Source organism: Streptomyces sp. NPDC033131, assembly GCF_055578365.1.
On record NZ_JBVIPA010000032.1, the window covers coordinates 1 to 22,405 of the forward strand.

A 22,405-nucleotide genomic window follows, 5' to 3' on the forward strand; every position below is an offset into this window, starting at 1 on the left:
CTTCCTGCGGCCCTGAGCCACCGTCCGGGTCTTGCGGATCTCGAACATCGCAACCCCTTGAACTGGGGGTGTTGCGACGATCGCTAGAACCTAAGGGGGGCGGCCGGGGCCTTCGTGAGTTGTGCGCGGGGCTCAGTGCCAGCTGTGCGGGGCGCGGAAGCCGGGCTCGCGCTCCAGGCGGCGCCAGCCTGCCTTCGGGCGGCCTCGGCGGGTCGGGGCGGCAGGGGCGGCGGCCGCGCGGGCCAGGAGGATGGCCGTGATGGCGGCGACTTCCTCGGGCTCGGCGTGGCCCTTCTCGACACGAATGTCATGCGTGGTCATGGGTGTCAGTCTCCGTGAGAGAGGTTTCCGCGGGGGAACCGCAGAGGTTCCGCAGGGTTACTGCGGGGGGTTGCCGTGCTTGCGGGAGGGCAGGTCGGCGTGCTTGGTGTGCAGCATCGCCAGGGACTTGATCAGCACCTCGCGGGTCTCCGCGGGGTCGATGACGTCGTCGACCAGGCCGCGCTCGGCCGCGTAGTACGGGTGCATGAGCTCGGACTTGTACTCCTTGACCATGCGGGCCCGCATGGCCTCGGGGTCCTCGGCCTCGGCGATCTGGCGGCGGAAGATCACGTTGGCCGCGCCTTCCGCGCCCATGACGGCGATCTCGTTGGTCGGCCACGCGTAGGTGAGGTCAGCGCCGATGGACTGGCTGTCCATGACGATGTAGGCACCTCCGTAGGCCTTGCGCAGGATCAGGGAGATCCTCGGCACGGTCGCGTTGCAGTAGGCGTAGAGCAGCTTCGCTCCGTGCCGGATGATCCCGCCGTGCTCCTGGTCGACGCCCGGGAGGAACCCGGGGACGTCCAGGAAAGTAATGATCGGGATGTTAAAAGCGTCGCACATCTGGACAAAGCGTGCAGCTTTTTCCGACGCCTCGATGTCCAGGACCCCGGCCAGGGACTGCGGCTGGTTGGCGACGATGCCCACCACCTGGCCGTCGAGACGGGCCAGGGCGCAGATGATGTTGCGGGCCCAGCGCTCGTGGACCTCCAGGTAGTCGCCGTCGTCGACGATCTCCTCGATGACCTTGGTCATGTCGTACGGCCGGTTGCCGTCGGCCGGGACCAGGTCGAGCAGGATCTCGCTGCGGCGGTCCGTCTCGTCGCTCGGCTCCACCCGGGGCGGGTTCTCGCGGTTGTTCTGCGGGAGCATCGACAGCAGGTAGCGCACCTCGGCGAGGCACGTCTCCTCGTCGTCGTAGGCGAAGTGCGCCACGCCGGACGTCTCGGCGTGCACGTCGGCGCCGCCGAGGCCGTTCTGGGTGATCTCCTCGCCGGTGACCGCCTTGACGACGTCCGGGCCGGTGATGAACATCTGCGAGGTCTCGCGGACCATGAACACGAAGTCGGTGAGGGCGGGGCTGTAGGCCGCGCCGCCCGCGCACGGGCCGAGCATCACCGAGATCTGCGGGATGACTCCGGAGGCCTTGGTGTTGCGCTGGAAGATGCCGCCGTAGCCGGCGAGCGCGGAGACGCCTTCCTGGATACGGGCGCCCGCGCCGTCGTTCAGGGAGACCAGCGGGGCGCCGGCCGCGATGGCCATGTCCATGATCTTGTGGATCTTCGTGGCGTGGGCCTCGCCCAGCGCGCCGCCGAAGATGCGGAAGTCGTGGGCGTAGACGAAGACCGTACGGCCCTCCACGGTGCCCCAGCCGGTGACGACACCGTCCGTGTACGGCCTCTTCGCCTCCAGGCCGAAGCCGGTCGCCCGGTGTCGCCGCAGTTGTTCGACCTCCCGGAAGGAATCCGGGTCCAGGAGGAGCTCGATGCGCTCCCGTGCGGTCAGCTTGCCCTTGGCGTGCTGCGCGGCGGTCGCCTTCTCGCCGGGGCCGGCCAGCGCCTGCGCACGGATCTCGTGCAGCTCGGCGACCCGCCCGCGGGCGTCCGTCGGTTCACCCGTCGGCTCGCCCGTCGCCTCGTCGGTCGACTCACCCGGCGCCTCATCCAAAACGGTCATGTAGCGACCTTACGAACACCACCAAGGAAAGCTCGCCGTCGACTCCGTACAGTCTCCGGACCGTTTCCTTGGTACCCCTGAACAGAACCGGGGCCACATGCAGCCCTTCTGACTGCTCAAGGGGCATCGTGCTTGTAGGGGTCGTACAAACTCAGCCAGTGAGAGTCACCTCACATTCGTGGGTGGCACATGCCCTCCCCGGAGTGACACGGAGGCGCAATCGGCGGCCTGTGGAGACCACCTCGACCGAGGGGTCCGCGCGGATCACCCCGCCCACCGGGTGGCCCCAGCCGATCTCCAGCGGCGCACCAGTGCGGGGCGGCGGGCTCGCTCACGCAGAGGTTGACTTGCACCTCGGGCTGAAGCCCGAGGATTCTGGCCTTCTCGATCGTTGCTGTGCCGCTACGCGGCACGGGGCTCGGTCGGGAATCCGTGGCTTCCTGTTTCTTCGCGCTGTGCCAGAACGAGTTCTGGTCTTACCGGCGCTCCGCAGGCCGATACCGCCAGTCCGGCGGCCGTCTTCACGTTGATCGCGGCGTTGATGTCCCGGTCGTGGACGGTGCCGCAGGCGGCGCACGTCCATTCCCTCACGTCGAGGGGTTTGGGCCCGTCTTTGACGCCGCAGGTGGAGCAGACCTGACTCGTCGGCTCAAACCGGCCGATCTTGATCAGGGCCCGCCCGTACCGTTGTGCTTTGTACTCCAGCATGTTCACGAATGAGGCCCAGCCGGCGTCGTGGACGGACTTGGCCAGTCTGGTGCGTGCCAGTCCCGTCACCGACAGGTCCTCCACGGCGATCCCTTGGTTCTCGGAGATCAGCTTCGTGGAGAGCTGGTGGTGGAACTCATGGCGGGCATCGGTGACCTTGACGTGGGCGCGAGCGACCTTGAGCCGGGCCTTGGCGCGGTTCTTCGAACCTTTCTGCTTGCGGGACAGTTCCCGCTGGGCCTTCTTCAGCTTCTTCTCCGCGCGGCGCAAGAACCGCGGGGAGTCGATCTTCGTGCCGTCGGACAGGACGGCGAAGTGCGTCAGGCCGAGGTCGATGCCGATGGTGCGGTCGGTGGCGGGCATCCGCTCGGCATCCGCCTGTGGGTCGGTGTCGATGACGAAGGAGGCGAAGTACCGCCCGGCGGAGTCCTTGATGACGGTGACCGAGGTGGGGGTGGCGGGCAGCGTGCGGGACCACTTCACCTTCACCGGACCGATCTTCGGCAGGTTCAGCCGGCCGCTGTCGGTGAGGTGCCAGCGGGCGTTGGCGGTGAACCGGATCGACTGCTGGGCGTCCTTGCGGGACTTGAAGCGCGGGGCGCCCACCTTGGGGCCCTTGCGGGTGCCCTTGAGGGAGGCGAAGAAGTTGCGGTACGCGGTCTCGACGTCGCGCAGGGACTGCTGCAGGACGACCGCGGAGACCTCGCCCAGCCAGGAGCGTGAGGTGGTCTGCTTCGCCTGGGTGATCAGGCGGGTGGACAGCTCGCCGATCTTCGGGAACGGCTGCTGGGCCTTGCGGGCGTCCTCGCGGGCGCGCACCGCGTCGTTGAACACGACGCGGGCGCACCCGAACGCCTTCGCCAACGCCCCCTGCTGACCGGGGTCCGGGTACAACCTGAAGGCGTACCGGAGTTGCATGACAGCCACGATACATACTTGGGTTATGGGTGAGATGCAGAAGATCAGAACTGGTCGGCACATACTTTCGTGATGCATGTGCACTTGGTCTTCGTGACCAAGTTCCGGCACAAGGTGTTCACCGATGCCCACTTGAGGCGCATGGAGGAGATCATGCGGTCGGTGTGCGCGGACTTCGAGTGCGATCTGGTGGAGTTCAACGGCGAGAACAACCACGTCCACCTCCTGGTGAACTTCCCGCCCAAGGTCGCCGTCACCAAACTGGTCAACTCCCTCAAGGGTGTCTCCTCGCGCCGTCTGCGCCTGGGGGCACCTCCCGACCGAAGGCTGGGGGAGAGTTCCCCGGCCTGGACGGCACTACTGGAGGGCCAACAAGCTGTGGTCAGGCTCCTACTTCGCAGGCACCGTCGGCGGCGCCCCGCTCACCGTGGTCAGGCAGTACATCGAACAGCAGAACCGGCCGGTGTGAGCACAGCCCGGCTTTGCCGGGACCAGCGATCACGACGCTCCGCGCCGCGGGTGGTGAACATGCCGTGTCCGGCTCCGCCGGACCAGACGCGGCGACGCTCCGCTCGCAACCATCAGATTCGCTTCACCACCGGGCTGAAGGCCCGATGCACTGGAATGAACCTCGTAGCGGTGCGGCCTCGGCGGCGGACCAGCACGCTCGCACCGGCGGACGCGGTCAGCCCGCCGGCCGTGCGGAAGCCGCGGGCGAGCTCGCCGGTTTCGGCGAGGCGGGAGGCGTACGGCTCGGTGGCGGGGTCGTAGCCGGTGCCGAGGGCGAGGTCGAGCCAGCGGCGGCGGAGGGTGTCGTAGGGGTCGGCGGCCGCGTCCGCAGGGAGCCGGGGGGAGCGGCGGCGATGGTCGTCGCAGGCAGGGCGGCGGTGAACAGGAGGGCCCGGCGGGTGGGGCCGGGCAGGGCGGAGGCTCGGCGCTGGGGATCCATGACCGTTTCGTCTACCACTTCCGTGCCATCGGGCAACACTCCGCCGAAAAGGTTGAAGCGTCACCGGAATAGGTCTACGGTCGTCACTGTTGACCTGGTTGAACGTTCAACATCATCCCGTCGATCTCGCTAGGAGCACGTCATGGGCATCTTCGGCCGCAAGGACAGCGCCGACACGACCGCCGCGGCGCCCGCCGCCGTGAACCCCGACCTCGCCGCGCTGACCGGCGACTACACCATCGACCCGTCCCACACGACGCTCGGCTTCGTCGCCCGGCACGCCATGGTCACCAACGTCAAGGGCAAGTTCCTCGACTTCAGCGGCTCCCTGCACCTCGACGGCGGCGACCCGTCCGCGTCCACGGCGTCCATCGACGTCAAGATGGACAGCATCGACACGGGCTCCGCGGACCGCGACGGTCACCTCAAGGGCTCGGACTTCTTCAAGACGGACGAGTTCCCGACGATGACCTTCCGCTCGACCTCGGCCGAGGCCCTGGGCGGCGACGACTACCGCATCACCGGCGACCTCAGCGTCCTCGGCGTCACCAAGCCGATCACCATCGACCTCGAGTTCAACGGCGCCGCGAAGGACCCCTTCGGCAACGAGCGCGTCGGCTTCGAGGGCAAGGCGGAGATCATCCGCTCCGAGTGGGGCCTGACCTGGAACGCGGCGCTGGAAACCGGTGGCGTCCTGGTCTCCGACAAGATCAAGCTGAACTTCGACATCTCGGCGATCAAGAACGCCTGAGCCTGCCGGCGGCTGCCCGAGGAAAGCCGCAACCCGGTGAGCCGTCGAGACACATGAGCACTGAGCGCGCCCGCCCTCCGGTCCCCACGGACCGGGAGGGCGGGCGCTCGGCGCGTCATCCCCTTGCCAGTCTGCCGACGACGGCCGCCAGTTGGGCATCGCGGCTGTCCGGCGTACGGGCCCGCAGGACGGGGAGCATGGCCAGGTACCGGTCCGTCTTGCCGAGGCGCTCGAAGGCGGCCTTGGCGCGGGGGTTCCGTTCCAGGGCGGCGGTGAGGTCGTCGGGGACGGTGGCCTCGCGTTGCGACTCGTACGCGGCGGCCCATCTGCCGTCGGCCTTCGCGGCCTCCACCTCGGCGAGTCCGGCGGGGCGCATGCGGCCGCCCGCCGTCAGTTCCTCCACGCGCCGCACGTTGACCATCGACCACAGGCTGCCGGGGCGACGCGGGGTGATCCGCTGCAGGTAGTGCGTGGCGTCGAGCGCCTTGCGCTGACCCGTGATCCAGCCGTGGCAGAGGGCCACGTCGTTGACGTCGGCAGCGGTCACGGAGGGCAGGCCCGAGGACTTCTTGGCGACCTTGACCCACAGGCCCGGATGGGGGGCCGGGTGGGCGGTGAGCCAGTCGTCGAGGGCGGTCGTGCTGTCGAAGGCTCGGGGCTGCGGGTCCTCGGGGATCATGGGGACACCGTAGGCGGCGAGTCGATGGCGCGCGGCTGGTGAGCGCTGTGCGCGTGGCCGAATCCCACCCCTTGTGCGGGCACTCACGGGGTTCTCATAATCCAGCAACAGATTTGACCTGCGCATGCCAGTAAGAGGCACTTCTTTGTTGCCGTTAATGACATGCTCACGTCAATTCTGTGTCTCCTCGTACGTCTCGCACCGTCCCCAGGTCAACCCCCCACGGAAGGCATCACGTTGAAGAGACTCCTCTCGGCACTCAAGAGATGCGCGGCCGTCGGTGCCGCCGCCCTCGCGATCGCCAGCCTTCAGCCCGTCTCGGCCGCCAACGCCGCCCCCGCCCCCGTCGTCGGCGGAACCCGCGCGGCGCAGGGCGAGTTCCCGTTCATGGTCCGGCTCTCGATGGGCTGTGGCGGCGCGCTGTACACCCAGCAGATCGTGCTCACCGCCGCGCACTGCGTGGGCGCGACCGGCAACAACACCAGCATCACCGCCACCGCCGGTGTCGTGGACCTCCAGTCCACCACCGGCCGGGTCCAGGTCAGGTCCACCAAGGTGTACCGGGCCCCCGGCTACAACGGCACCGGCAAGGACTGGGCGCTCATCAAGCTCGCCGCGCCCATCAACCTGCCGACGCTGAAGATCGCCACGACCACGCAGTACAACACCGGCACCTTCACCGTCGCCGGCTGGGGCTCGGCCTCCGAGGGCGGCGCCCAGCAGCGGTACATGCTCAAGGCCAACGTGCCGTTCGTCAGCGACGCCACGTGTCGTTCCTACAGCGGCTACAGCGGCCTCGTCGCCGCCGAGGAGATCTGCGCCGGCTACGCGGCCGGCGGCGTCGACACCTGCCAGGGCGACTCCGGCGGCCCGATGTTCCGCCGGGACAGCGCCAACGCCTGGATCCAGGTGGGCATCGTCAGCTGGGGCATAGGCTGCGCCCGGCCCAACGCCCCCGGCGTCTACACCGAGGTCTCCACCTTCGCCTCCGCGATCGCCTCGGCCGCGTCCACGCTCTGACGCACGCGCGCCTCACCTCGTCACCTCGTACGACCGGGCCCGGCGCTGTCCTGCGCCGGGCCCGTTCCGTAGCGTCAGAACCTGCGCCGGAGCGTCAGAACCCGCCGCCGAAGTCCCCGCCGCCCCCGCCGAAGTCGCCGCCTCCGCCGTAGTCCCCGCCGCCGAAGCCGCCGCCGAAGTCGTCGGTGTGGAAGTCCGCGCCGGACACGTCGCCGCCCTCGTAGCCGCCGGCGCCGAAGTCGCCGTAGCCGGAGCCGTAGTCGGCGGCGTAGGCCGGGGTGGCCATCATGCTGCCGAGCATCGTGCCGATGAGCAGGCCGGGCAGGATGCCGCCGCCGAAGTAGCCACCCGCCCAGGGGCCGTACGCGGGGCCCGCGTCCCAGTAGGGGCGGCGGCCCTGTTCCGTGTCGACCTCGCGGACCACCGGATCGCGGCCGTCCGCCAGGCGGGTCCGGTCAGCCGCGCAGACCGGGACCTCGCGCGGGGTGCCGTCCACCGGTGTCCAGGTCGCGTCGGCGACCGAGGGGCCGTGGCGCGGGTCGAAGAAGCAGGGTGCCCGGCGTTCGGGCAGCGGCCGGCCCTCGCGGCGGGCGGCGAGACCGGCCAGCGAGAAGCGGCCGTCGTCGATGGACTGGGTGACGGCCCGGACGTCCTCCGGTTTCGCGGCCTGGGCCATGAACGTCTTCGCCTTCTCGTAGGAGTCCAGCCCGCGTTCGTAGTCCTCGCGCATGGCGTCGGTGGCGCCCGGCTCCCCGGGATGGAAGTCGAGACGGTCCAGCTCCTCGCCGAAGGCGGTGATGTCCTCGTCGACCACGACGCGCAGCCTCTCCAGCGCGGCCCGCTGCGCCTCCTCGTGCCGGCGCCGCCTGCGCCGTACGAGCGCGTACGCTCCTCCGCCGCCCGCCACCAGGACCACACCGGCGGTGATCAGTCCGGCGGTGGACCCGCCGCCGCCGTCGCCGGAGGTGTCCCAGCCCGCCGGGGCCGAGCCGCCCATGTTCGTCAGGGCGCGGTCGGTGAAGTCGTCGATCTGCGTCTCGGCGGCCTTCTCCGTCCCGACACTGCTGACGAGGTTCCGTACCGCCGTGGGCGGCAGGACCGAGGAGTCGGCGCGGGCGTCGAAGTCGTCGCCGACGCGGATCGCGTACAGGCCGGTGATGCCGGTGGCGGTGCGCAGGTCGGTGAAGAGCTGCTCGGTCGGCTGGTCGGCGGGCAGGACGGCGACGAAGAGGGGCTTGTCGGCATCCTTGATCTGCTCGGCCAGCGCGTCGGCGTCGGCGGCGGAGAGCTGGTCGGAGGCGGCCGGTGCGACGTACACCGGATCCTCGCGCAGGGCCTCGGCGATCGTCGAGACGTCGGTGGCCGCAAAGGCGCGCGGGGCGCCCGCCGTCAGGACGGTCAGGGCCGTCAGGACGGCGAGCGCCAGTGCGGCGAGCAGTCCGGCAAGGCTTCGGGCCGATAGGGCGACCTTCATACTTCGAAGCTACCCGAAAGCCGACGAAAAAGGTCCCTTCGGACCGGCGGGAACCCGGTCGCTCAGGCCGCCGCCCGATAGGCCGCCGTCAGCTTCTCCACCGCCTCTCCGTACCGCCCGGTCAGCAGCAGACGGTCCGCGTCGGCGAAGGGCTTCGCGACCGCCGCCGTGACGTCCTGTCCCACCTTCTGCTGAACGATCAGCCGGGCCCTGGTGACGAGCGCACGGCCGGTCTCCTCGGCTCCGGCCCGCTCGGCCGCCCCGGCCGCGACGCCGAGTGCCTTCAGGGCCGTCGCGCCGCCCTCCGGGACCCGGCTCAGGGTCGTGAGTCCCCAGCCGTAGGGGAACTGCGGGTCGTAGGCCGCGTCGCCGACGTTGATCGGCAGCTGCGCCTGGGACTTCGGCCAGGTCACCGGGAGCTGTCCGGTGAAGGGCCGCCTGCCGTACAGGACGTCGGCCACGCCGTCTCCCTGCGTGCCCGGCAGCCAGGAGGCGACCAGGGCGTCGATCTCGCCGAGCCGGTCCCCGAGGAGCTGGGGGCGCCCGGAGACGATCAGCACCGCGCACCTCATCGCGGCGCACACCGTGTCGACGGCCGCCCGGTCGGCGGCGGACAGCTCCAGGTCGTGGCCGTTGCCGACGTCGCCCATGCCTTCGGCGTACGGGGTCTCGCCGACGACGACCACCCCGACGTCGTGGCCGCCCGTCGGTGCCGAGGCGTCCTTGGAGTAGGTGACGTCACCGCCCGCCTCGCGCATCCCTTCGAGGATGGTCGTGCCGGGGGTGATGTCACCGGAGGAGCCCTGCCAGGTGACGGTCCAGCCGCCGCTCTGGTTGCCGATGTCGTCGGCGTTGGACCCGGCGACGTACACCTTCTGGCTCTTCCGCAGCGGCAGCAGCCCCGCGGAGTTCTTCAGCAGCACCTGCGACTCGGCGACCGCCTGACGGGCCACGGCGCGGTGCCCGGCGGAGCCGATCCGGGACGCGCCGCTCGTGTCGGCGTACGGCTTCTCGAAGAGCCCGAGCTTGAACTTCTGGGTGAGGATGCGCGACACGGCGTCGTCGATCCGCCGCTCGCCGACGCGGCCCGCCTCGATCTCGTCGAGGAGTGTGGCGTGGAAGTCGCGGTACGCGTACGGGACCATGATCATGTCGAGGCCCGCGTTGACGGACGTGCGGACGTCGGAGGCGTAGTCGCCCGGGAGCTGGTCGATGGCCGCCCAGTCGCTGATGACGAAGCCGTCGAAGCCCATACGGCCCTTCAGGACGCCGTTCAGCATGTCGGCGCGGGCGTGCATCTTCACGGGCCCCCGGCCGTCGCCGGCGATGTCGAGCGAGGAGTAGGACGGCATGACCGTGCCGACGCCTCGGTCGACGGCCGTCTCGTACGGCGCCAGGTGGACGGTCTCCAACTGCCGCCGGGTGACCTTGGTGACGCCCTGGTCGATGGTGTACGTCCCGGTCGTGGACGAGCCGTACTCGGTGCCGCCGTCCCCGACGAAGTGCTTGGCGGTGGCGAGGACCTTGTCGCCGTCTTTCAGATCACTGCCGTCGGCGGCGCCCTGGAAGCCCTGGACGACCGTCTCCATGGCATCGACCAGTGCCGGGTCCTCGCCGAAGGCCTCGTAGGAGCGGCCCCAGCGTTCGTCGCGGGTGACGCACAGGCAGGGGGCGAAGTCCCAGGGGATGCCGGTGGACCGGACCTCGGCGGCGGTGACGGCGGCCGTCCTCTGGGCGAGCCGGGGATTCCTGGACGCTCCGATGCCGATGTTGTGCGGCATGATCGTCGCGCCGACCAGGTTGTTGTGACCGTGCACGGCGTCGACGCCGTAGATCAGCGGGATCTGGAAGCGGGTCGCCTGGGCGCGCAGTTGGAACGCGTCGATCATCTTCGCCCACGCCTCGGGCGTGTTGGGCGTCGGTGTCGAGCCGCCGCCGGACAGGAGCGAGCCGAGGTCGTACGCGGCGATGTCACCGGGGTTGGTGACCGCTCCGCGCTCGGCCTGGGTCATCTGCCCGGCCTTCTCCTCGAGGGACATGCGGGACAGGAGGTCGGCCACGCGCTTCTTCACCGGCAACCTGGCGTCGAGATACGGCAGTCCGTGCGCGTCGATCACGATCTGCGGTGTCTCGGACGGGGGTTTGGCGCCGTTGACGGTCAGCTTGAGCGGGATCGTCTCGGCGGACTCCGCCTGCTTGTCCTTCAGGGTGCGGACCTCGACGGTGCGGGAGGTGCCGGAGGCGGTGCCCGCGGGGAAGGTGAACTCGCCCTTGAGGGGCGTGAAGTCGCCGTCGGAGCCCGTGCCGGCCGAGGTGGTCTCGTAGGCGATGGTGACGGGCTCGTCGATCGGGGCGGAGCCGGTGGTGCCGACGGTGAGCCGGACGTCGGCCGTGCCGCCCTCCCGCACCGGATACACGGCGGCGTCGGTCGTCACGCTCGCGCGCAGCGACTGGTCGGCCCTGCCGTACAGCTCGACGCCGTCCAAGGCGAAGTCGCCCTTGACGCCGACGGGAAGGGTGACGGCGTATCCCCACGTCTCGGTCAGGCCGAGGATCTGGTCGATGCCGCCGACGGGCTGGTAGTCCGTGCGGTACGCGAAGTCGGTGAAGGGGATCTCGATCTGTTTCCAGCCGCTGAAGTCGTCCGTGAAGGACGTCGTCCAGAGCTCGGAGGCCTCCCCGTCGGCGCCGCCGTCCTTGATCTCGAAGGCGATCTTCCTGCCGTTGTTCCGCCCGTCCCACCAGAGGCGGACGCCCTGGTGGGCGGACCAGTCGTGGGCGGGTTCGGCGAACGCGAAGTCGTGGGTGAAGCCGCCGTAGCCGCTGATGTCGTAGGTGCCGGTGAGCACCTTGTCGCCCTCGGGGGCGTCGTCGCGTGCGGTGAGTGCGAGGGCGGGCGGGTCGTCGGTGTCGCTGCCCCAGGTGAAGATGCCTCCGGCGGGCGGGGAGGCGAAGGGGACTTCGCCTTCGAAGCGGTCGACGGGGACGGGCGCCGGGTCGTCGGCGGCTTGCGCGGACGCCAGCGGAAGCAGTCCGGTCAGCAGGGCGGCGGAGGCTAAGAGGGCGGTTCTTCGCATGGAACATCCCCTGGCTCTCGTGGTCCAACGGTGTCTCGTGCATCGACGTGCGGCTCAGCACACGCCGTGAGTGAACCGGTGCCCCAGGAAGCCGTCAAGACCACGTCAGGAGGGGCGGCACTCCGCTGCCCGGCCGGGCACGGGCCGACGACCGGGCGTCGAGCCTCGGCGAGTCGGAAACTCGCCGAGGACTCCTGCTGAGCGGCCCGCTACTCGGCCGGCTCGACCCCCGCCCGCAGCAACCCGTACGTGTAGGCGTCCTCCAGGGCCTGCCAGGACGCGGCGATCACGTTCTCGGCCACGCCGACCGTGGACCACTCGCCCGCGCCGTCGGAGGTGGAGATCAGGACGCGGGTCGTGGACTGGGTGCCGTGGACGCCCTCCAGGATGCGGACCTTGTAGTCGACGAGGTCGAGCCTGGCGAGCTGCGGGTAGATCTGTTCCAGGGCGACGCGCAGGGTGCGGTCGAGGGCGTTGACCGGGCCGTTGCCCTCGGCCGTGGCGACGATGCGCTCGCCCTTGGCGAAGAGCTTGACGGTGGCCTCGTTGGCGTGGATGCCGTCGGGGCGGTCCTCGACGATCGCTCGCCAGGACTCGACCTCGAAGTACCTGAGGGGCTTGCCCTCCACCTCGGCCCGCAGGAGGAGTTCGAAGGACGCGTCGGCGGCCTCGTACGTGTAGCCCTTGAGCTCGCGCTCCTTGACCCGGTCGACCACCCGCTGGATCAGCGCGCGGTCGCCGCCGAGGTCGACGCCGAGTTCCTTGCCCTTGAGCTCGATCGACGCGCGGCCCGCCATGTCGGAGACCAGCATCCGCATGGTGTTGCCGACCTGCTCGGGGTCGATGTGCTGGTACAGGTCGGGGTCGACCTTGATGGCCGAGGCGTGCAGGCCCGCCTTGTGGGCGAAGGCGGAGACACCGACGTACGGCTGGTGGGTGGAGGGGGTGAGGTTCACGACCTCGGCGATCGCGTGCGAGATGCGCGTCATCTCGCGGAGCTTGCCGTCGGGCAGCACCTTCTTGCCGTACTTCAGTTCCAGGGCCGCCACGACCGGGAACAGGTTGGCGTTGCCGACCCGCTCGCCGTAGCCGTTGGCCGTGCACTGGACGTGGGTCGCGCCCGCGTCCACCGCGGCGAGGGTGTTGGCGACCGCGCAGCCCGTGTCGTCCTGGGCGTGGATGCCGAGGCGGGCGCCGGTGTCGGCGAGGACCGTGGCGACGACCGCCTGGACCTGCGCCGGGAGCATGCCGCCGTTGGTGTCGCAGAGGATGACCACGTCGGCGCCCGCCTCGGACGCCGCCCGTACGACCGCCTTGGCGTACTCCGGGTTTCCGCGGTAGCCGTCGAAGAAGTGCTCGCAGTCGACGAAGACGCGGCGGCCCTGCCCCTTCAGGTGGGACACCGTGTCGCGGACCATCTCCAGGTTCTCGTCGAGCGTGGTGCGCAGCGCGAGTTCCACGTGCCGGTCGTGGGACTTGGCCACCAGGGTGATGACGTCGGCTCCCGAGTCCAGGAGCGCCTTGACCTGGGGGTCCTCGGCGGCCTTGGCGCCGGCCCGGCGGGTGGCGCCGAAGGCGACCAGCTGGGCGTGCCTGAAGTCGATCTCCTGCCGGGCGCGGGCGAAGAACTCGGTGTCGCGCGGGTTGGCGCCGGGCCAGCCGCCCTCGATGAAGCCCACGCCGAAGTCGTCCAGGTGCCGTGCGATGGCCAGCTTGTCCGCGACGGTGAGGTTGATGCCCTCCCGCTGCGCGCCGTCGCGCAGGGTGGTGTCGAAGACGTGGAACGAATCGTCGAGCTCGCTGGTTTCGGTCATGGTGTCAAGGCTCCTGTGTCGGATCTCGGTCTGTACCGGAATGACCGGCTCCACCGTCCTCACATGGTCCCTCGCACTCTCGCCTCCGGCTGCGGGTGGGCCAGAAAAGCGAAAAACCTCTCGCGGGTGCGAGAGGTCTGCGCGCGGGTCGAAGACGACGGTGTCCGCCCGTACCTGGTCGTACGTGGCGGTCACTGCGGACCGGCGCGCCTGCTGCCAATAATCGTGGCGAACGAGAGCACGGAGGCAGTCTGGCACAGACCGTCCCCGTGCTCACCGTCTGTCTCAGGATGCGAGCACTCGGTTGATCACCGCAGGTGGCGCACGAAGACGTGCGTGGTGTCGGCGGAGTCACCGGGCACGAGGTCGGCGGCGCTGCTGCTGAAGGCGACCTGGCGGCCGTGCCGGTCGATCACCGGGAAGGACACCCCGTAGGAGCCGCTCGGACCGCCCTGCACCGAAGGGCTGGCGAGCACGGTGCGTCCGGTGCGCAGATCGCGTACGTACGCCTGGCTCGCGTGGTTCGGGCCGGCAGGGTCGGACGAACTGAACACGAGGAACCGGCTGTCGGCGCTGAGCCGGGGCTGGGCGGTGGAGGCGGCCGGGTCGGCGGCGTCGATCCGCTGCACCTTCCCCGTCTTCAGGTCGCGGACGAAGGCGTTGTGTCCGTTGTTCGTGTCGCCCGGCGTCAGCTGCGAGTCGAGCGAGTTGAAGACCGCGTACCGGCCGTCGGCGCTGACCTGCGGGAACTCGGTCTGCGCGTCGGAGGTCCTGCCGTCGGGTGCCTTGTCGGCCTGGAACAGCTCGCCGCTCGGCACATCACGGACGTAGGCGTCGCTCCAGTCGCCCCGGGTGGGGTACGGGACGAAGAACTGGTAGCCGACCCGACTGCCGTCCGCGCTGATGGTCGGACGGGTGGCGGCGGATTTCCAGGCGTTCTCGCCGGGCACCTGGCTGATCCGGACGGCCTCGCCGGTCACGCGGTCGACGCGGTAGACCCGGTTCGAACCGTCCCCCGCCGGCGCGTCACCCGTGCGCAGGGCGACGAAGGCGACATAGCGGCCGTCGGCGCTGAGGGCGGGGCCGCTGCCGGCGCTGTACCCCGTGTCGACGGCGTCGTCGATCCGCTGGAGGGCGCCGGTCTTCAGGTCCTTGACGAAGACGTGGTTGTCGGCGGTGTCGTAGGTGGCGTTGGAGGTGAACGCCAGATACCGGCCGTCGGCACTCAGGGAGACGTCCAGGACGTGAGCGTTCCACGGGCTGCCGTTCTCCGCGGTGCTCGCCAGGCGGGTGGTGCCGGTCCTCAGGTCGCGGACGAAGGCGTCGGCGGTGCCGTTGGTGTCGCCCGCGACCAGGTTGTCGGCGTCGGAGACGAAGGCCAGGTGACGGCCGTTCGCACTCAGACTCTGGCCGTCGGAGGCGCCGTTGCCGTCCGTGCGGTCAGGGGCCACGCTCGCCTTCTCCGTGTACGGGACGCCGGGTGCGGCGCTCACCGGGGATCCGGTGAGCGCCATGGCGGCGGTGGCCGCGACGACGGTGGCCGCCGCCGAGGCGGTGCGGTGCTTCTTCGTGCGCATGGTTGTTCCCCCGTTGGTTTTGTCCATGGTCGTTTCCCCGTGGTCGTTCGTCGTCATTGCACTGTCCGCAAGAAGACGCCCGTCACCCCGTTCGTGTCCCCCGCCACCAGATCGGGTGACGCCGGCTCGAACGCGACGGCCGTGCCGTCGGCGTTGACGGACGGGTGCCCGGCCGGGAGGTCGTTGCGGGCGCCCCAGCGGTAGACGCCGATCAGCTCGTCGGTGCCGGTGGCCGTGTCGCGGACGTACAACAGCCGGAAGTTCTCGTCGCCGTCGCGGTTGCCGATGGTGTACGCGACGTGCGTGCCGTCCGGGCTGATCGACTGCGCGCGGCCCGACTCGTCGGAACCGGGCGGGTTCTCGGGCCGCAGCCGCTCCGAGCGGCCGGTGGCGCGGTCGTACAGGTACGGGGCCAGCAACCGGGTGCCCGCGGAGTAGGCGATACGGCCCCGTCGGCGCTCGGCAGCGGCGAGTCGTAGGTCTGGCCGCTGCCGAGATCGACCCTGGTGATCCCGCCGGTGGCCAGGTCCTTCACGAGCAGGCACGGCGAGAAGTGCGCGCAGCCGAAGCTCGGCGCGTCGGACGTGAACGCGACCCGCCGGCCGTCGGCGCTGATCGCGGCGCCGTCGGACGGCCCGTCGGCCTGGGTGCCGTCGGCGGCGGTGCTGACCCGTTCGACGTGCGTGCGGTGCCTGCGGTGCCGCGCCGGCACTCGGATCGGCGGCTCCGGCGAGCACCAGCAACAGCACCGCGCCTGACGAGCCTCTGGACACATGTACGGCTCTGGACATGTTCCCCCCGTGGTCCCCGTGGACGCTTCACCCCCGGCCCCGCGCCAAGGGCTCCGTTCGAGGCAAACGCACCGGCGGCCACCGGTCAATCGGCCTTATTGCGTACAACCCGGGCGGGAGGTCACGCGTCCGCGAGGAGGCTTTCGTCCAGGAAGTCCCGACCGTGGCCGAGAATCGTCCCCCGGTGACGGGTGCGTGTTCGTCGGCCGCCGGCCCTGGCTTCCTGTCGTCGGGGGCGGCGCCGGGGCGGGCCGGCTCACCCGGCGGCGACGGGGCGGGAACGCGTGCGGGCCGCCGCGGACACGGAGTCCACGACGGCCCTGGCTTCTGGTGCAGGACACTAGCCCAGCTTGTGCATCCAGCCGTGCCTGTCCTCCGCCGTCCCGCGCTGGATGTCCAGCAGGGCCTGGCGCAGCCGCAGTGTGACCTCGCCGGGCTCGCCGCCCGCCTGCTGCCACTCGGCGGTGGCGCGCTTGACCGTGCCGACGGGGGTGATCACGGCCGCCGTGCCGCAGGCGAAGACCTCGGTGAGGGTGCCGGCCTCGGCGTCGCGCTGCCACTGGTCGACGGAGACGCGGCCCTCCTCGGACTCGTAACCGAGGTCGCGGGCGACGGTGAGCAGGGAGTCGCGGGTGACGCCCTCCAGGATGGAGCCGGTGAGGGCGGGTGTGACGATCTTGTCGCCGTACACGAAGTACAGGTTCATGCCGCCGAGTTCCTCGACCCACGTGTGCTCGACCGCGTCGAGGTAGCAGACCTGGTCGCAGCCCTTGGTCGCCGCTTCGGCCTGGGCGAGCAGGGAGGCCGCGTAGTTGCCGCCCGTCTTCGCGTCGCCCATGCCGCCGGGGACGGCACGGACGCGGTCCTCGGAGAGCCAGATGGAGACCGGCTTGACGCCACCGGGGAAGTAGGCGCCCGCGGGGGACGCGATGACCAGGAAGAGGTACTCGTTGGCGGGCTTCACGCCGAGGCCGACCTCGGTCGCGATCATGAACGGGCGCAGATAGAGGGACTCCTCGCCGCCGTGTGCCGGGACCCATGCCTGGTCCTGGCGCACCAGCGCGTCGCACGCCTCGATGAACGTCTCGACCGGCAGCTCCGGCATGCCGAGGCGGCGGGCCGAGGACTGGAAGCGCCTGGCGTTCTTCTCGGGGCGGAAGCTGGCGACGGAACCGTCGGGCTGGCGGTAGGCCTTGAGCCCCTCGAAGATCTCCTGCGCGTAGTGCAGGACCATGGTCGCCGGGTCGAGGGAGATCGGCGCGTACGGGACGAGCTGGCCGTCGTGCCAGCCTCGGCCCTCCGTCCACTTGATGATCACCATGTGGTCGGTGAAGTGGCGGCCGAACCCGGGGTTGGCCAGGATCGCGTCGCGCTCCGCGTCGGAGAGTGGCGAGGCCGAGGGCTTGAGCTCGATCGTGGGCGTCGTCATGAGTGGTTGTCCTTCACCGGTCGGATAGTGACGGGCCGCGCTCACGCCCGTACTGCCAGTGGCCAGTGCTAGGACGTCCGAGCATTCCCTCATTCCGCGGCTCCGCGTTCGATTATCTCGCGACGGAGGCCGTGGACGAAAAACAGCGTGAAATGCGGCCCAGGGGATGATGGTGGCACCCCGGCGGGGACATGCGAAAGCCGCCGGGTGGTGAGTGACCCGGCGGCTTCGAGAGGTTCGCGAGAGCGCGGCGGGTCAGCCGGCTACTCGTACGGCGAGCGCGTCGCCGATCTCGGAGGTGGAACGGGCGGGCTTGCCGGTGCGCTCCGCGAGGTCGGTGGAGACGGCGTCCTCGATGCGGGCGGCCTCGGACTCGTAGCCGAGGTGACGCAGCAGGAGGGCGACGGACAGGACCGTGGCGGTGGGGTCGGCCTTGCCCTGACCGGCGATGTCCGGGGCCGAGCCGTGGACCGGCTCGAACATGGACGGGAACTCGCCGGAGGGGTTGATGTTCCCGCTCGCGGCGACGCCGATGCCGCCGGAGACGGCCGCGGCGAGGTCGGTGATGATGTCGCCGAAGAGGTTGTCGGTGACGATCACGTCGAAGCGCTCGGGCTGCGTGACCAGGTAGATGGTCGCGGCGTCCACGTGCATGTACTCGGTGGTGACCTCGGGGAACTCCGCCGCCACCTTGTTGAAGATGTTCGTCCACAGGTGACCCGCGAAGGTCAGCACGTTGTTCTTGTGGATCAGCGCGAGCTTCTTGCGGGGGCGCGCCTGGGCGCGGGCGAAGGCGTCGCGGACCACGCGCTCGACACCGAAGGCCGTGTTGACGGAGACCTCGGTGGCGACCTCGTGCTCAGTGCCCTTCCTGATGGTGCCGCCGTTGCCGGTGTACGGCCCCTCGGTGCCCTCACGGACCACGACGAAGTCGATCTCGGGCTCGCCGGCGAGCGGGGTGGCGACACCCGGCAGCAGCTTCGACGGACGCAGGTTGACGTGGTGGTCGAAGAGGAAGCGGAGCTTCAGCAGGAACCCGCGCTCCAGGACACCGGACGGGACCGACGGGTCGCCGATCGCGCCGAGCAGGATGGCGTCGTGCTGCTTGAGGGCCTCGGCGTCCGCGTCGGTGAGGGTCTCACCGGTGGCGTGGTAGCGCGCGGCGCCGAAGTCGTACTCCTTGGTCTCCAGCTTCACATCCTGCGGGAGGACGGCGGAGAGGACCTTCAGGCCTTCGGCCACGACTTCCTGCCCGATGCCGTCACCGGGGATCACTGCGAGATTGAGGCTGCGAGACATGTCGGCACCGTACTCCCTCGTCCCATGTGATGACACGCACTGTCCGCGATACGGACACGCAGACGGCGGACAACGTCATCCTGTCGGACTGCGTTCACCCGTACGTATGGCGGGTGTTGGGCTGCGCTGGGAAGTTCACCACCATGGAGACCCCCGACTTCGGCATCCCGCCCGCGCTCGCCCGCCGGATGAGCATGGCGGAACAGCACGAGTACCTGCGCACCAAGCTGTCCAGGCGCCGCACGCTGGTGACGGCCGGCGCGGTGGCGGGAGGGCTGCTGACCGGCTGTTCGGGCGGCGGCTCGCCGGAGACGACCGCCGGCACGACGGCCGCGACGGCCGCGTCCCGGGTGCACGGCTCCGTCGTCACCCCCTTCGGCCGGCATCTCGCCTTCGGCGCCGACCCGAAGACGCAGATGCGGGTCTCCTGGCAGGTGCCGCTCGCGGTGCGCAAGCCGTACCTCCGGATCGGGACCCGGCCCGACGGCCTCGACCGCCGGATCGACGCCGAGGTCCGCGACCTGCACACGCCCGGGCTGACCGGGGTGCGCCCGGCGCTCGACCAGTACTACCTGCACGCAGCCCTGGACGGCCTGCGCCCCGGCACGACGTACTACTACGGCGTCGGCCACGACGGCTTCGATCCGGCGTCACCCGGGCACAGGAAGACCATCGGCACCTTCCGCACCGCCCCGGCGAGCCCCGAACGGTTCGTGTTCACCGCGTTCGGCGACCAGGGAGTCGGCAAGGCCGCGGCTGCCAACGACCACGTGCTGCTGCGCCAGGACCCCGCCTTCCACCTCCACGCCGGCGACATCTGCTACGCCGACGTCAACGGCCGCGGCGAGAAGTCCGACGGCTACGACCCCGCTTTCTGGGACCTGTTCCTCCAGCAGAACGAGCCGGTGACGAGGTCGGTGCCGTGGATGGTGACGACCGGCAACCACGACATGGAGGCCTGGTACTCGCCGGACGGCTACGGCGGCCAGCTGGCCCGCTGGTCCCTGCCGGACAGCGGCTTCGACCCGCGCGCGGCCCCGGGCGTGTACGCGTTCACGTACGGCAACGTCGGCTTCGTGGCGCTGGACGCGAACGACGTGTCGTACGAGATCCCCGCCAACTTCGGCTACACGGAAGGCAAGCAGACGGCCTGGCTGGACCGGAAGCTGGGCGAGCTGCGGGCGGACGCCACGGTGGACTTCGTCGTCGTCTTCTTCCACCACTGCGCGTACTCGACCTCCACGCACGCCTCCGACGGCGGGGTCCGGGCCGAGTGGCTGCCCCTGTTCGCCAGGCACCAGGTGGACCTGGTGATCAACGGGCACAACCACGTCTACGAGCGCACCGACGCGATCAAGGACGGCGAGGTCGGCAGGCCGGTCCCGATCGGCGCGTCCACGGACCCCACGCGGGACGGGACGGTGTATGTCACGGCGGGCGGCGGCGGCAAGGACCTGTACGGCTTTCCGACGGGCGTCAAGGAGAGCTACGAGGGGCACGTCACGGGCCGCGAGCCGGTCGAGACCTTCCGGTGGACGAAGTCGAAGGAGTCCGAGAAGGAGACCGTGGAGTGGTCGCGGGTGCGCTACCGGGGCTTCTCCTTCCTCTCGGTGGAGGCGGAGAGCGGGGCGCGGCCGCGTCTCACGGTGTCGGCGCTGGCGCAGAGCGGGGAGCGGGTCGACCATTTCGAGGTGCGGCGCGGCGTCTGAGACCGCGCCGCACCTCGCGGGCGCGGCTCCCGGCTTATCTGCGGACTGGGCCCGGCTCAGTGGCCCGTCGAGCCGCCGTTGTCGCGGCGGTCGAGGGCGGCCTGGAGGGCAGCCGCTGCGTTCTTGCGGTCGGACTCGCTCGTACGGGAAATACGGCGGACTCGGCGGCGGGCGGTCGTCTCGGCCATGGGAAATCGACTCCTTCGAGTTTCCTGGAGTGCACAGGGGGTTGCGAGACGCCGGAAGGGGCGGGGAGCGGACCGCAGGGGTTGCCTGCAACGGGGCCCGGCTCACGACCGCCATTCGCTTGGTCGAGCGAGACGTTCGGCTCCTACAAAGCTAAGCGAGGAGCGCGCGCCTGTCTCCACAATTACTCGGACTTCCTACTATCTGAGACGGCGCATGGGCTGTGCGCTGACTCACACCGCGCTGAACCGCCGTTTCGCCCCTGTCCGCAGCTCTCGCACCAGGGCCCGCACGGACACGCGGACGGGCCGGGTCGATGACGACCCGGCCCGTTTCCCCGTGGGGGAGGTCAGCCCATGTGCGGGTAGGTGTAGTCGGTCGGCGGGACCAGCGTCTCCTTGATGGCCCGGGTCAGCGTCCAGCGCATCAGGTTCTGCGGGGCGCCCGCCTTGTCGTTGGTGCCCGAGGCGCGGCCGCCGCCGAAGGGCTGCTGGCCGACGACGGCGCCGGTCGACTTGTCGTTGATGTAGAAGTTGCCGGCCGCGTAGCGCAGCCTGTCCATCGTGTACGCCGTCGCCGCGCGGTCGGCCGAGATGACCGCGCCCGTGAGCGCGTAGGCGGACACCGACTCCATCTGGGTCAGCATCTCGTCGTACCTGTCGTCCTCGTAGACGTGCACGGCGAGGATCGGGCCGAAGTACTCGGTGGTGAAGACCTCGTTCGCCGGGTCGCCGCACTCGATGACGGTCGGGCGGACGAAGTAGCCGGTCGAGTCGTCGTAGGACCCGCCCGCGACGATCGTGCAGGCGGGGTCCGCCTTCGCGCGGTCGATGGCCGCCTTGTTCTTGGCGAAGGCCCGCTCGTCGATGACGGCGCCGATGAAGTTGGACAGGTCGGTGACGTCACCCATGGTGATGTAGTCGACCTCGGCGGCGAACTCCTCGCGGAAGCCGCTGTTCCAGATCGATGCCGGGATGTACGCCCGGGAGGTCGCCGAGCACTTCTGGCCCTGGTACTCGAAGGCACCGCGGGTCAGGGCCGTCTTCAGGACGGCGGGGTCGGCGCTCGGGTGGGCGACGACGAAGTCCTTGCCGCCGGTCTCACCGACCAGGCGGGGGTAGGAGCGGTACTTCTCGATGTTGGCGCCGACGGTCTTCCACAGGTACTGGAACGTCTTGGTCGAGCCGGTGAAGTGGATGCCGGCCAGGTCGCGGTGGGCCAGGGCGACCTCGGAGACCTCGATGCCGTCACCGGTGACGAGGTTGATGACGCCCTTGGGCAGACCGGCCTCCTCCAGGAGCCGCATGAGCAGCACGGCGGCGTGGGTCTGCGTCGGGGACGGCTTCCACACGACGACGTTGCCCATCAGGGCCGGGGCCGTCGGCAGGTTGCCGGCGATCGCCGTGAAGTTGAAGGGCGTGATCGCGTAGACGAAGCCCTCGAGCGGGCGGTGGTCGAGGCGGTTCCAGACGCCCGGGGAGTTGGCCGGGGGCTGCTCGGCGAGCAGGTCACGGGCGTACTTGACGTTGAAGCGCCAGAAGTCGACCAGCTCGCAGGGGGTGTCGATCTCGGCCTGCTGCGCGGTCTTGGACTGGCCCAGCATGGTGGAGGCGGCGAGCGTCTCGCGCCAGGGGCCGGCCAGCAGGTCCGCCGCGCGCAGGATGATCGCCGCACGGTCGTCGAACGACATCGCACGCCAGCCCGGCGCGGCGGCGAGGGCCGCGTCGATGGCGTCCTGGGCGTCCTGCCGGGTGGCGTTGCCGTAGGTGCCGAGGACGGCCTTGTGGTTGTGCGGCTGCACGACGTCGAAACGCTCGCCGCCACCGAGCCGCTGCTCGCCGCCGATGGTGCACGGCAGGTCGACCGGGTTCTCGGCCAGCTCCTTCAGCCTGGCCTCCAGCCGGGCACGCTCGGGCGAGCCGGGGGCATAGCCGTGCACCGGCTCGTTGACGGGGGTGGGGACCTGGGTCACAGCGTCCATGGGTTCCGTAACTCCTTACTGAGCGGTGTTGCGAGCGGTGTGCGG

General features: G+C 70.2%; 17 protein-coding genes and 2 pseudogenes. 5 read left to right on the top strand and 14 right to left on the bottom strand.

The window, feature by feature from the left end:
- Positions 1-132 precede the first annotated feature (132 nt).
- The 3 genes from ACZ5XS_RS32205 to ACZ5XS_RS32215 form a co-directional block, all read right to left on the bottom strand.
- A complete protein-coding gene (locus ACZ5XS_RS32205; protein ID WP_217234709.1) occupies positions 133-321 on the bottom strand; it encodes an acyl-CoA carboxylase subunit epsilon in 189 nt (62 codons plus the stop codon).
- Positions 322-378: 57 nt separating this feature from the next.
- Positions 379-1,998 carry an acyl-CoA carboxylase subunit beta gene (locus tag ACZ5XS_RS32210; RefSeq protein WP_468657284.1) on the bottom strand — a complete coding sequence of 540 codons (1,620 nt, stop codon included), beginning with the start codon at positions 1,996-1,998 and terminating at the stop codon, positions 379-381.
- A gap of 402 nt (positions 1,999-2,400) precedes the next feature.
- Complete coding sequence (locus tag ACZ5XS_RS32215) at positions 2,401-3,624, bottom strand: RNA-guided endonuclease InsQ/TnpB family protein (RefSeq protein ID WP_468657286.1); 1,224 nt, start codon at positions 3,622-3,624, stop codon at positions 2,401-2,403.
- Positions 3,625-3,649: 25 nt separating this feature from the next.
- Here ACZ5XS_RS32215 and tnpA point away from each other — a divergent pair.
- Positions 3,650-4,093, top strand: a pseudogene (tnpA, locus tag ACZ5XS_RS32220) (IS200/IS605 family transposase).
- A gap of 232 nt (positions 4,094-4,325) precedes the next feature.
- On the opposite strand, the pseudogene ACZ5XS_RS32225 reads toward tnpA, so the two are convergent.
- A pseudogene (locus ACZ5XS_RS32225) lies at positions 4,326-4,573 on the bottom strand (hypothetical protein); the annotation flags it as partial.
- Between the two features lie 142 nt (positions 4,574-4,715).
- On the opposite strand from ACZ5XS_RS32225, the gene ACZ5XS_RS32230 reads away from it, so the two are divergent.
- Positions 4,716-5,324: a YceI family protein gene (locus ACZ5XS_RS32230; RefSeq protein ID WP_468657288.1), complete on the top strand. Its 609-nt coding sequence runs from the start codon at positions 4,716-4,718 to the stop codon at positions 5,322-5,324.
- A 115-nt stretch (positions 5,325-5,439) separates the two neighbouring features.
- Here ACZ5XS_RS32230 and ACZ5XS_RS32235 read toward each other — a convergent pair whose 3' ends face one another.
- Entirely contained in the window at positions 5,440-6,003 is a 564-nt protein-coding gene (locus ACZ5XS_RS32235) for a YdeI/OmpD-associated family protein (protein ID WP_468657290.1), read from the bottom strand.
- A gap of 237 nt (positions 6,004-6,240) precedes the next feature.
- On the opposite strand from ACZ5XS_RS32235, the gene ACZ5XS_RS32240 reads away from it, so the two are divergent.
- Complete coding sequence (locus ACZ5XS_RS32240; protein ID WP_468657292.1) at positions 6,241-7,023, top strand: serine protease; 783 nt, start codon at positions 6,241-6,243, stop codon at positions 7,021-7,023.
- Between the two features lie 94 nt (positions 7,024-7,117).
- Here ACZ5XS_RS32240 and ACZ5XS_RS32245 read toward each other — a convergent pair whose 3' ends face one another.
- From ACZ5XS_RS32245 to ACZ5XS_RS32265, 5 genes are all read right to left on the bottom strand, one after another.
- On the bottom strand, positions 7,118-8,497 hold the full coding sequence (locus ACZ5XS_RS32245; protein ID WP_468657294.1) for a hypothetical protein: 1,380 nt from the start codon (positions 8,495-8,497) through the stop codon (positions 7,118-7,120).
- 62 nt (positions 8,498-8,559) lie between these two features.
- Positions 8,560-11,574 carry a glycoside hydrolase family 3 protein gene (locus ACZ5XS_RS32250; RefSeq protein ID WP_468657296.1) on the bottom strand — a complete coding sequence of 1,005 codons (3,015 nt, stop codon included), beginning with the start codon at positions 11,572-11,574 and terminating at the stop codon, positions 8,560-8,562.
- A 209-nt stretch (positions 11,575-11,783) separates the two neighbouring features.
- Entirely contained in the window at positions 11,784-13,388 is a 1,605-nt protein-coding gene (gene cimA, locus ACZ5XS_RS32255) for a citramalate synthase (protein ID WP_468657298.1), read from the bottom strand.
- A 308-nt stretch (positions 13,389-13,696) separates the two neighbouring features.
- A complete protein-coding gene (locus ACZ5XS_RS32260) occupies positions 13,697-14,965 on the bottom strand; it encodes a TolB family protein (RefSeq protein WP_468657300.1) in 1,269 nt (422 codons plus the stop codon).
- Positions 14,966-15,018: 53 nt separating this feature from the next.
- Complete coding sequence (locus tag ACZ5XS_RS32265; RefSeq protein WP_468657302.1) at positions 15,019-15,384, bottom strand: TolB-like translocation protein; 366 nt, start codon at positions 15,382-15,384, stop codon at positions 15,019-15,021.
- A gap of 99 nt (positions 15,385-15,483) precedes the next feature.
- Here ACZ5XS_RS32265 and ACZ5XS_RS32270 point away from each other — a divergent pair, with 99 nt between their 5' ends.
- Positions 15,484-15,723 (top strand): hypothetical protein, encoded by a 240-nt coding sequence (locus ACZ5XS_RS32270; RefSeq protein ID WP_468657304.1) that lies wholly within the window; start codon positions 15,484-15,486, stop codon positions 15,721-15,723.
- Between the two features lie 373 nt (positions 15,724-16,096).
- On the opposite strand, the gene ACZ5XS_RS32275 is transcribed toward ACZ5XS_RS32270, so the two are convergent.
- Positions 16,097-17,185: a branched-chain amino acid aminotransferase gene (locus tag ACZ5XS_RS32275; protein ID WP_217234718.1), complete on the bottom strand. Its 1,089-nt coding sequence runs from the start codon at positions 17,183-17,185 to the stop codon at positions 16,097-16,099.
- A 255-nt stretch (positions 17,186-17,440) separates the two neighbouring features.
- Positions 17,441-18,484 (bottom strand): 3-isopropylmalate dehydrogenase, encoded by a 1,044-nt coding sequence (locus ACZ5XS_RS32280; RefSeq protein WP_468657306.1) that lies wholly within the window; start codon positions 18,482-18,484, stop codon positions 17,441-17,443.
- Between the two features lie 143 nt (positions 18,485-18,627).
- On the opposite strand from ACZ5XS_RS32280, the gene ACZ5XS_RS32285 reads away from it, so the two are divergent.
- Positions 18,628-20,193: a purple acid phosphatase family protein gene (locus ACZ5XS_RS32285; RefSeq protein ID WP_468657453.1), complete on the top strand. Its 1,566-nt coding sequence runs from the start codon at positions 18,628-18,630 to the stop codon at positions 20,191-20,193.
- A 56-nt stretch (positions 20,194-20,249) separates the two neighbouring features.
- On the opposite strand, the gene ACZ5XS_RS32290 is transcribed toward ACZ5XS_RS32285, so the two are convergent.
- Positions 20,250-20,381, bottom strand: coding sequence for a hypothetical protein (locus ACZ5XS_RS32290; RefSeq protein WP_302185381.1), 132 nt, complete (start codon positions 20,379-20,381; stop codon positions 20,250-20,252).
- 347 nt (positions 20,382-20,728) lie between these two features.
- On the bottom strand, positions 20,729-22,360 hold the full coding sequence (pruA, locus tag ACZ5XS_RS32295) for an L-glutamate gamma-semialdehyde dehydrogenase (RefSeq protein ID WP_468657308.1): 1,632 nt from the start codon (positions 22,358-22,360) through the stop codon (positions 20,729-20,731).
- Positions 22,361-22,405 lie beyond the last annotated feature (45 nt).

Bases quoted from the DNA above. Each gene is read 5' to 3' on its own strand.
- ACZ5XS_RS32260 (WP_468657300.1), bottom strand. From the start codon at position 14,965: ATGCGCACGAAGAAGCACCGCACCGCCTCGGCGGCGGCCACCGTCGTC.
- ACZ5XS_RS32275 (WP_217234718.1), bottom strand. From the start codon at position 17,185: ATGACGACGCCCACGATCGAGCTCAAGCCCTCGGCCTCGCCACTCTCC.
- ACZ5XS_RS32235 (WP_468657290.1), bottom strand. From the start codon at position 6,003: ATGATCCCCGAGGACCCGCAGCCCCGAGCCTTCGACAGCACGACCGCC.
- ACZ5XS_RS32290 (WP_302185381.1), bottom strand. From the start codon at position 20,381: ATGGCCGAGACGACCGCCCGCCGCCGAGTCCGCCGTATTTCCCGTACG.
- ACZ5XS_RS32280 (WP_468657306.1), bottom strand. From the start codon at position 18,484: ATGTCTCGCAGCCTCAATCTCGCAGTGATCCCCGGTGACGGCATCGGG.
- ACZ5XS_RS32285 (WP_468657453.1), top strand. From the start codon at position 18,628: ATGGAGACCCCCGACTTCGGCATCCCGCCCGCGCTCGCCCGCCGGATG.
- ACZ5XS_RS32245 (WP_468657294.1), bottom strand. From the start codon at position 8,497: ATGAAGGTCGCCCTATCGGCCCGAAGCCTTGCCGGACTGCTCGCCGCA.
- pruA (WP_468657308.1), bottom strand. From the start codon at position 22,360: ATGGACGCTGTGACCCAGGTCCCCACCCCCGTCAACGAGCCGGTGCAC.
- ACZ5XS_RS32210 (WP_468657284.1), bottom strand. From the start codon at position 1,998: ATGACCGTTTTGGATGAGGCGCCGGGTGAGTCGACCGACGAGGCGACG.
- cimA (WP_468657298.1), bottom strand. From the start codon at position 13,388: ATGACCGAAACCAGCGAGCTCGACGATTCGTTCCACGTCTTCGACACC.
- ACZ5XS_RS32250 (WP_468657296.1), bottom strand. From the start codon at position 11,574: ATGCGAAGAACCGCCCTCTTAGCCTCCGCCGCCCTGCTGACCGGACTG.
- ACZ5XS_RS32230 (WP_468657288.1), top strand. From the start codon at position 4,716: ATGGGCATCTTCGGCCGCAAGGACAGCGCCGACACGACCGCCGCGGCG.
- ACZ5XS_RS32205 (WP_217234709.1), bottom strand. From the start codon at position 321: ATGACCACGCATGACATTCGTGTCGAGAAGGGCCACGCCGAGCCCGAG.
- ACZ5XS_RS32215 (WP_468657286.1), bottom strand. From the start codon at position 3,624: ATGCAACTCCGGTACGCCTTCAGGTTGTACCCGGACCCCGGTCAGCAG.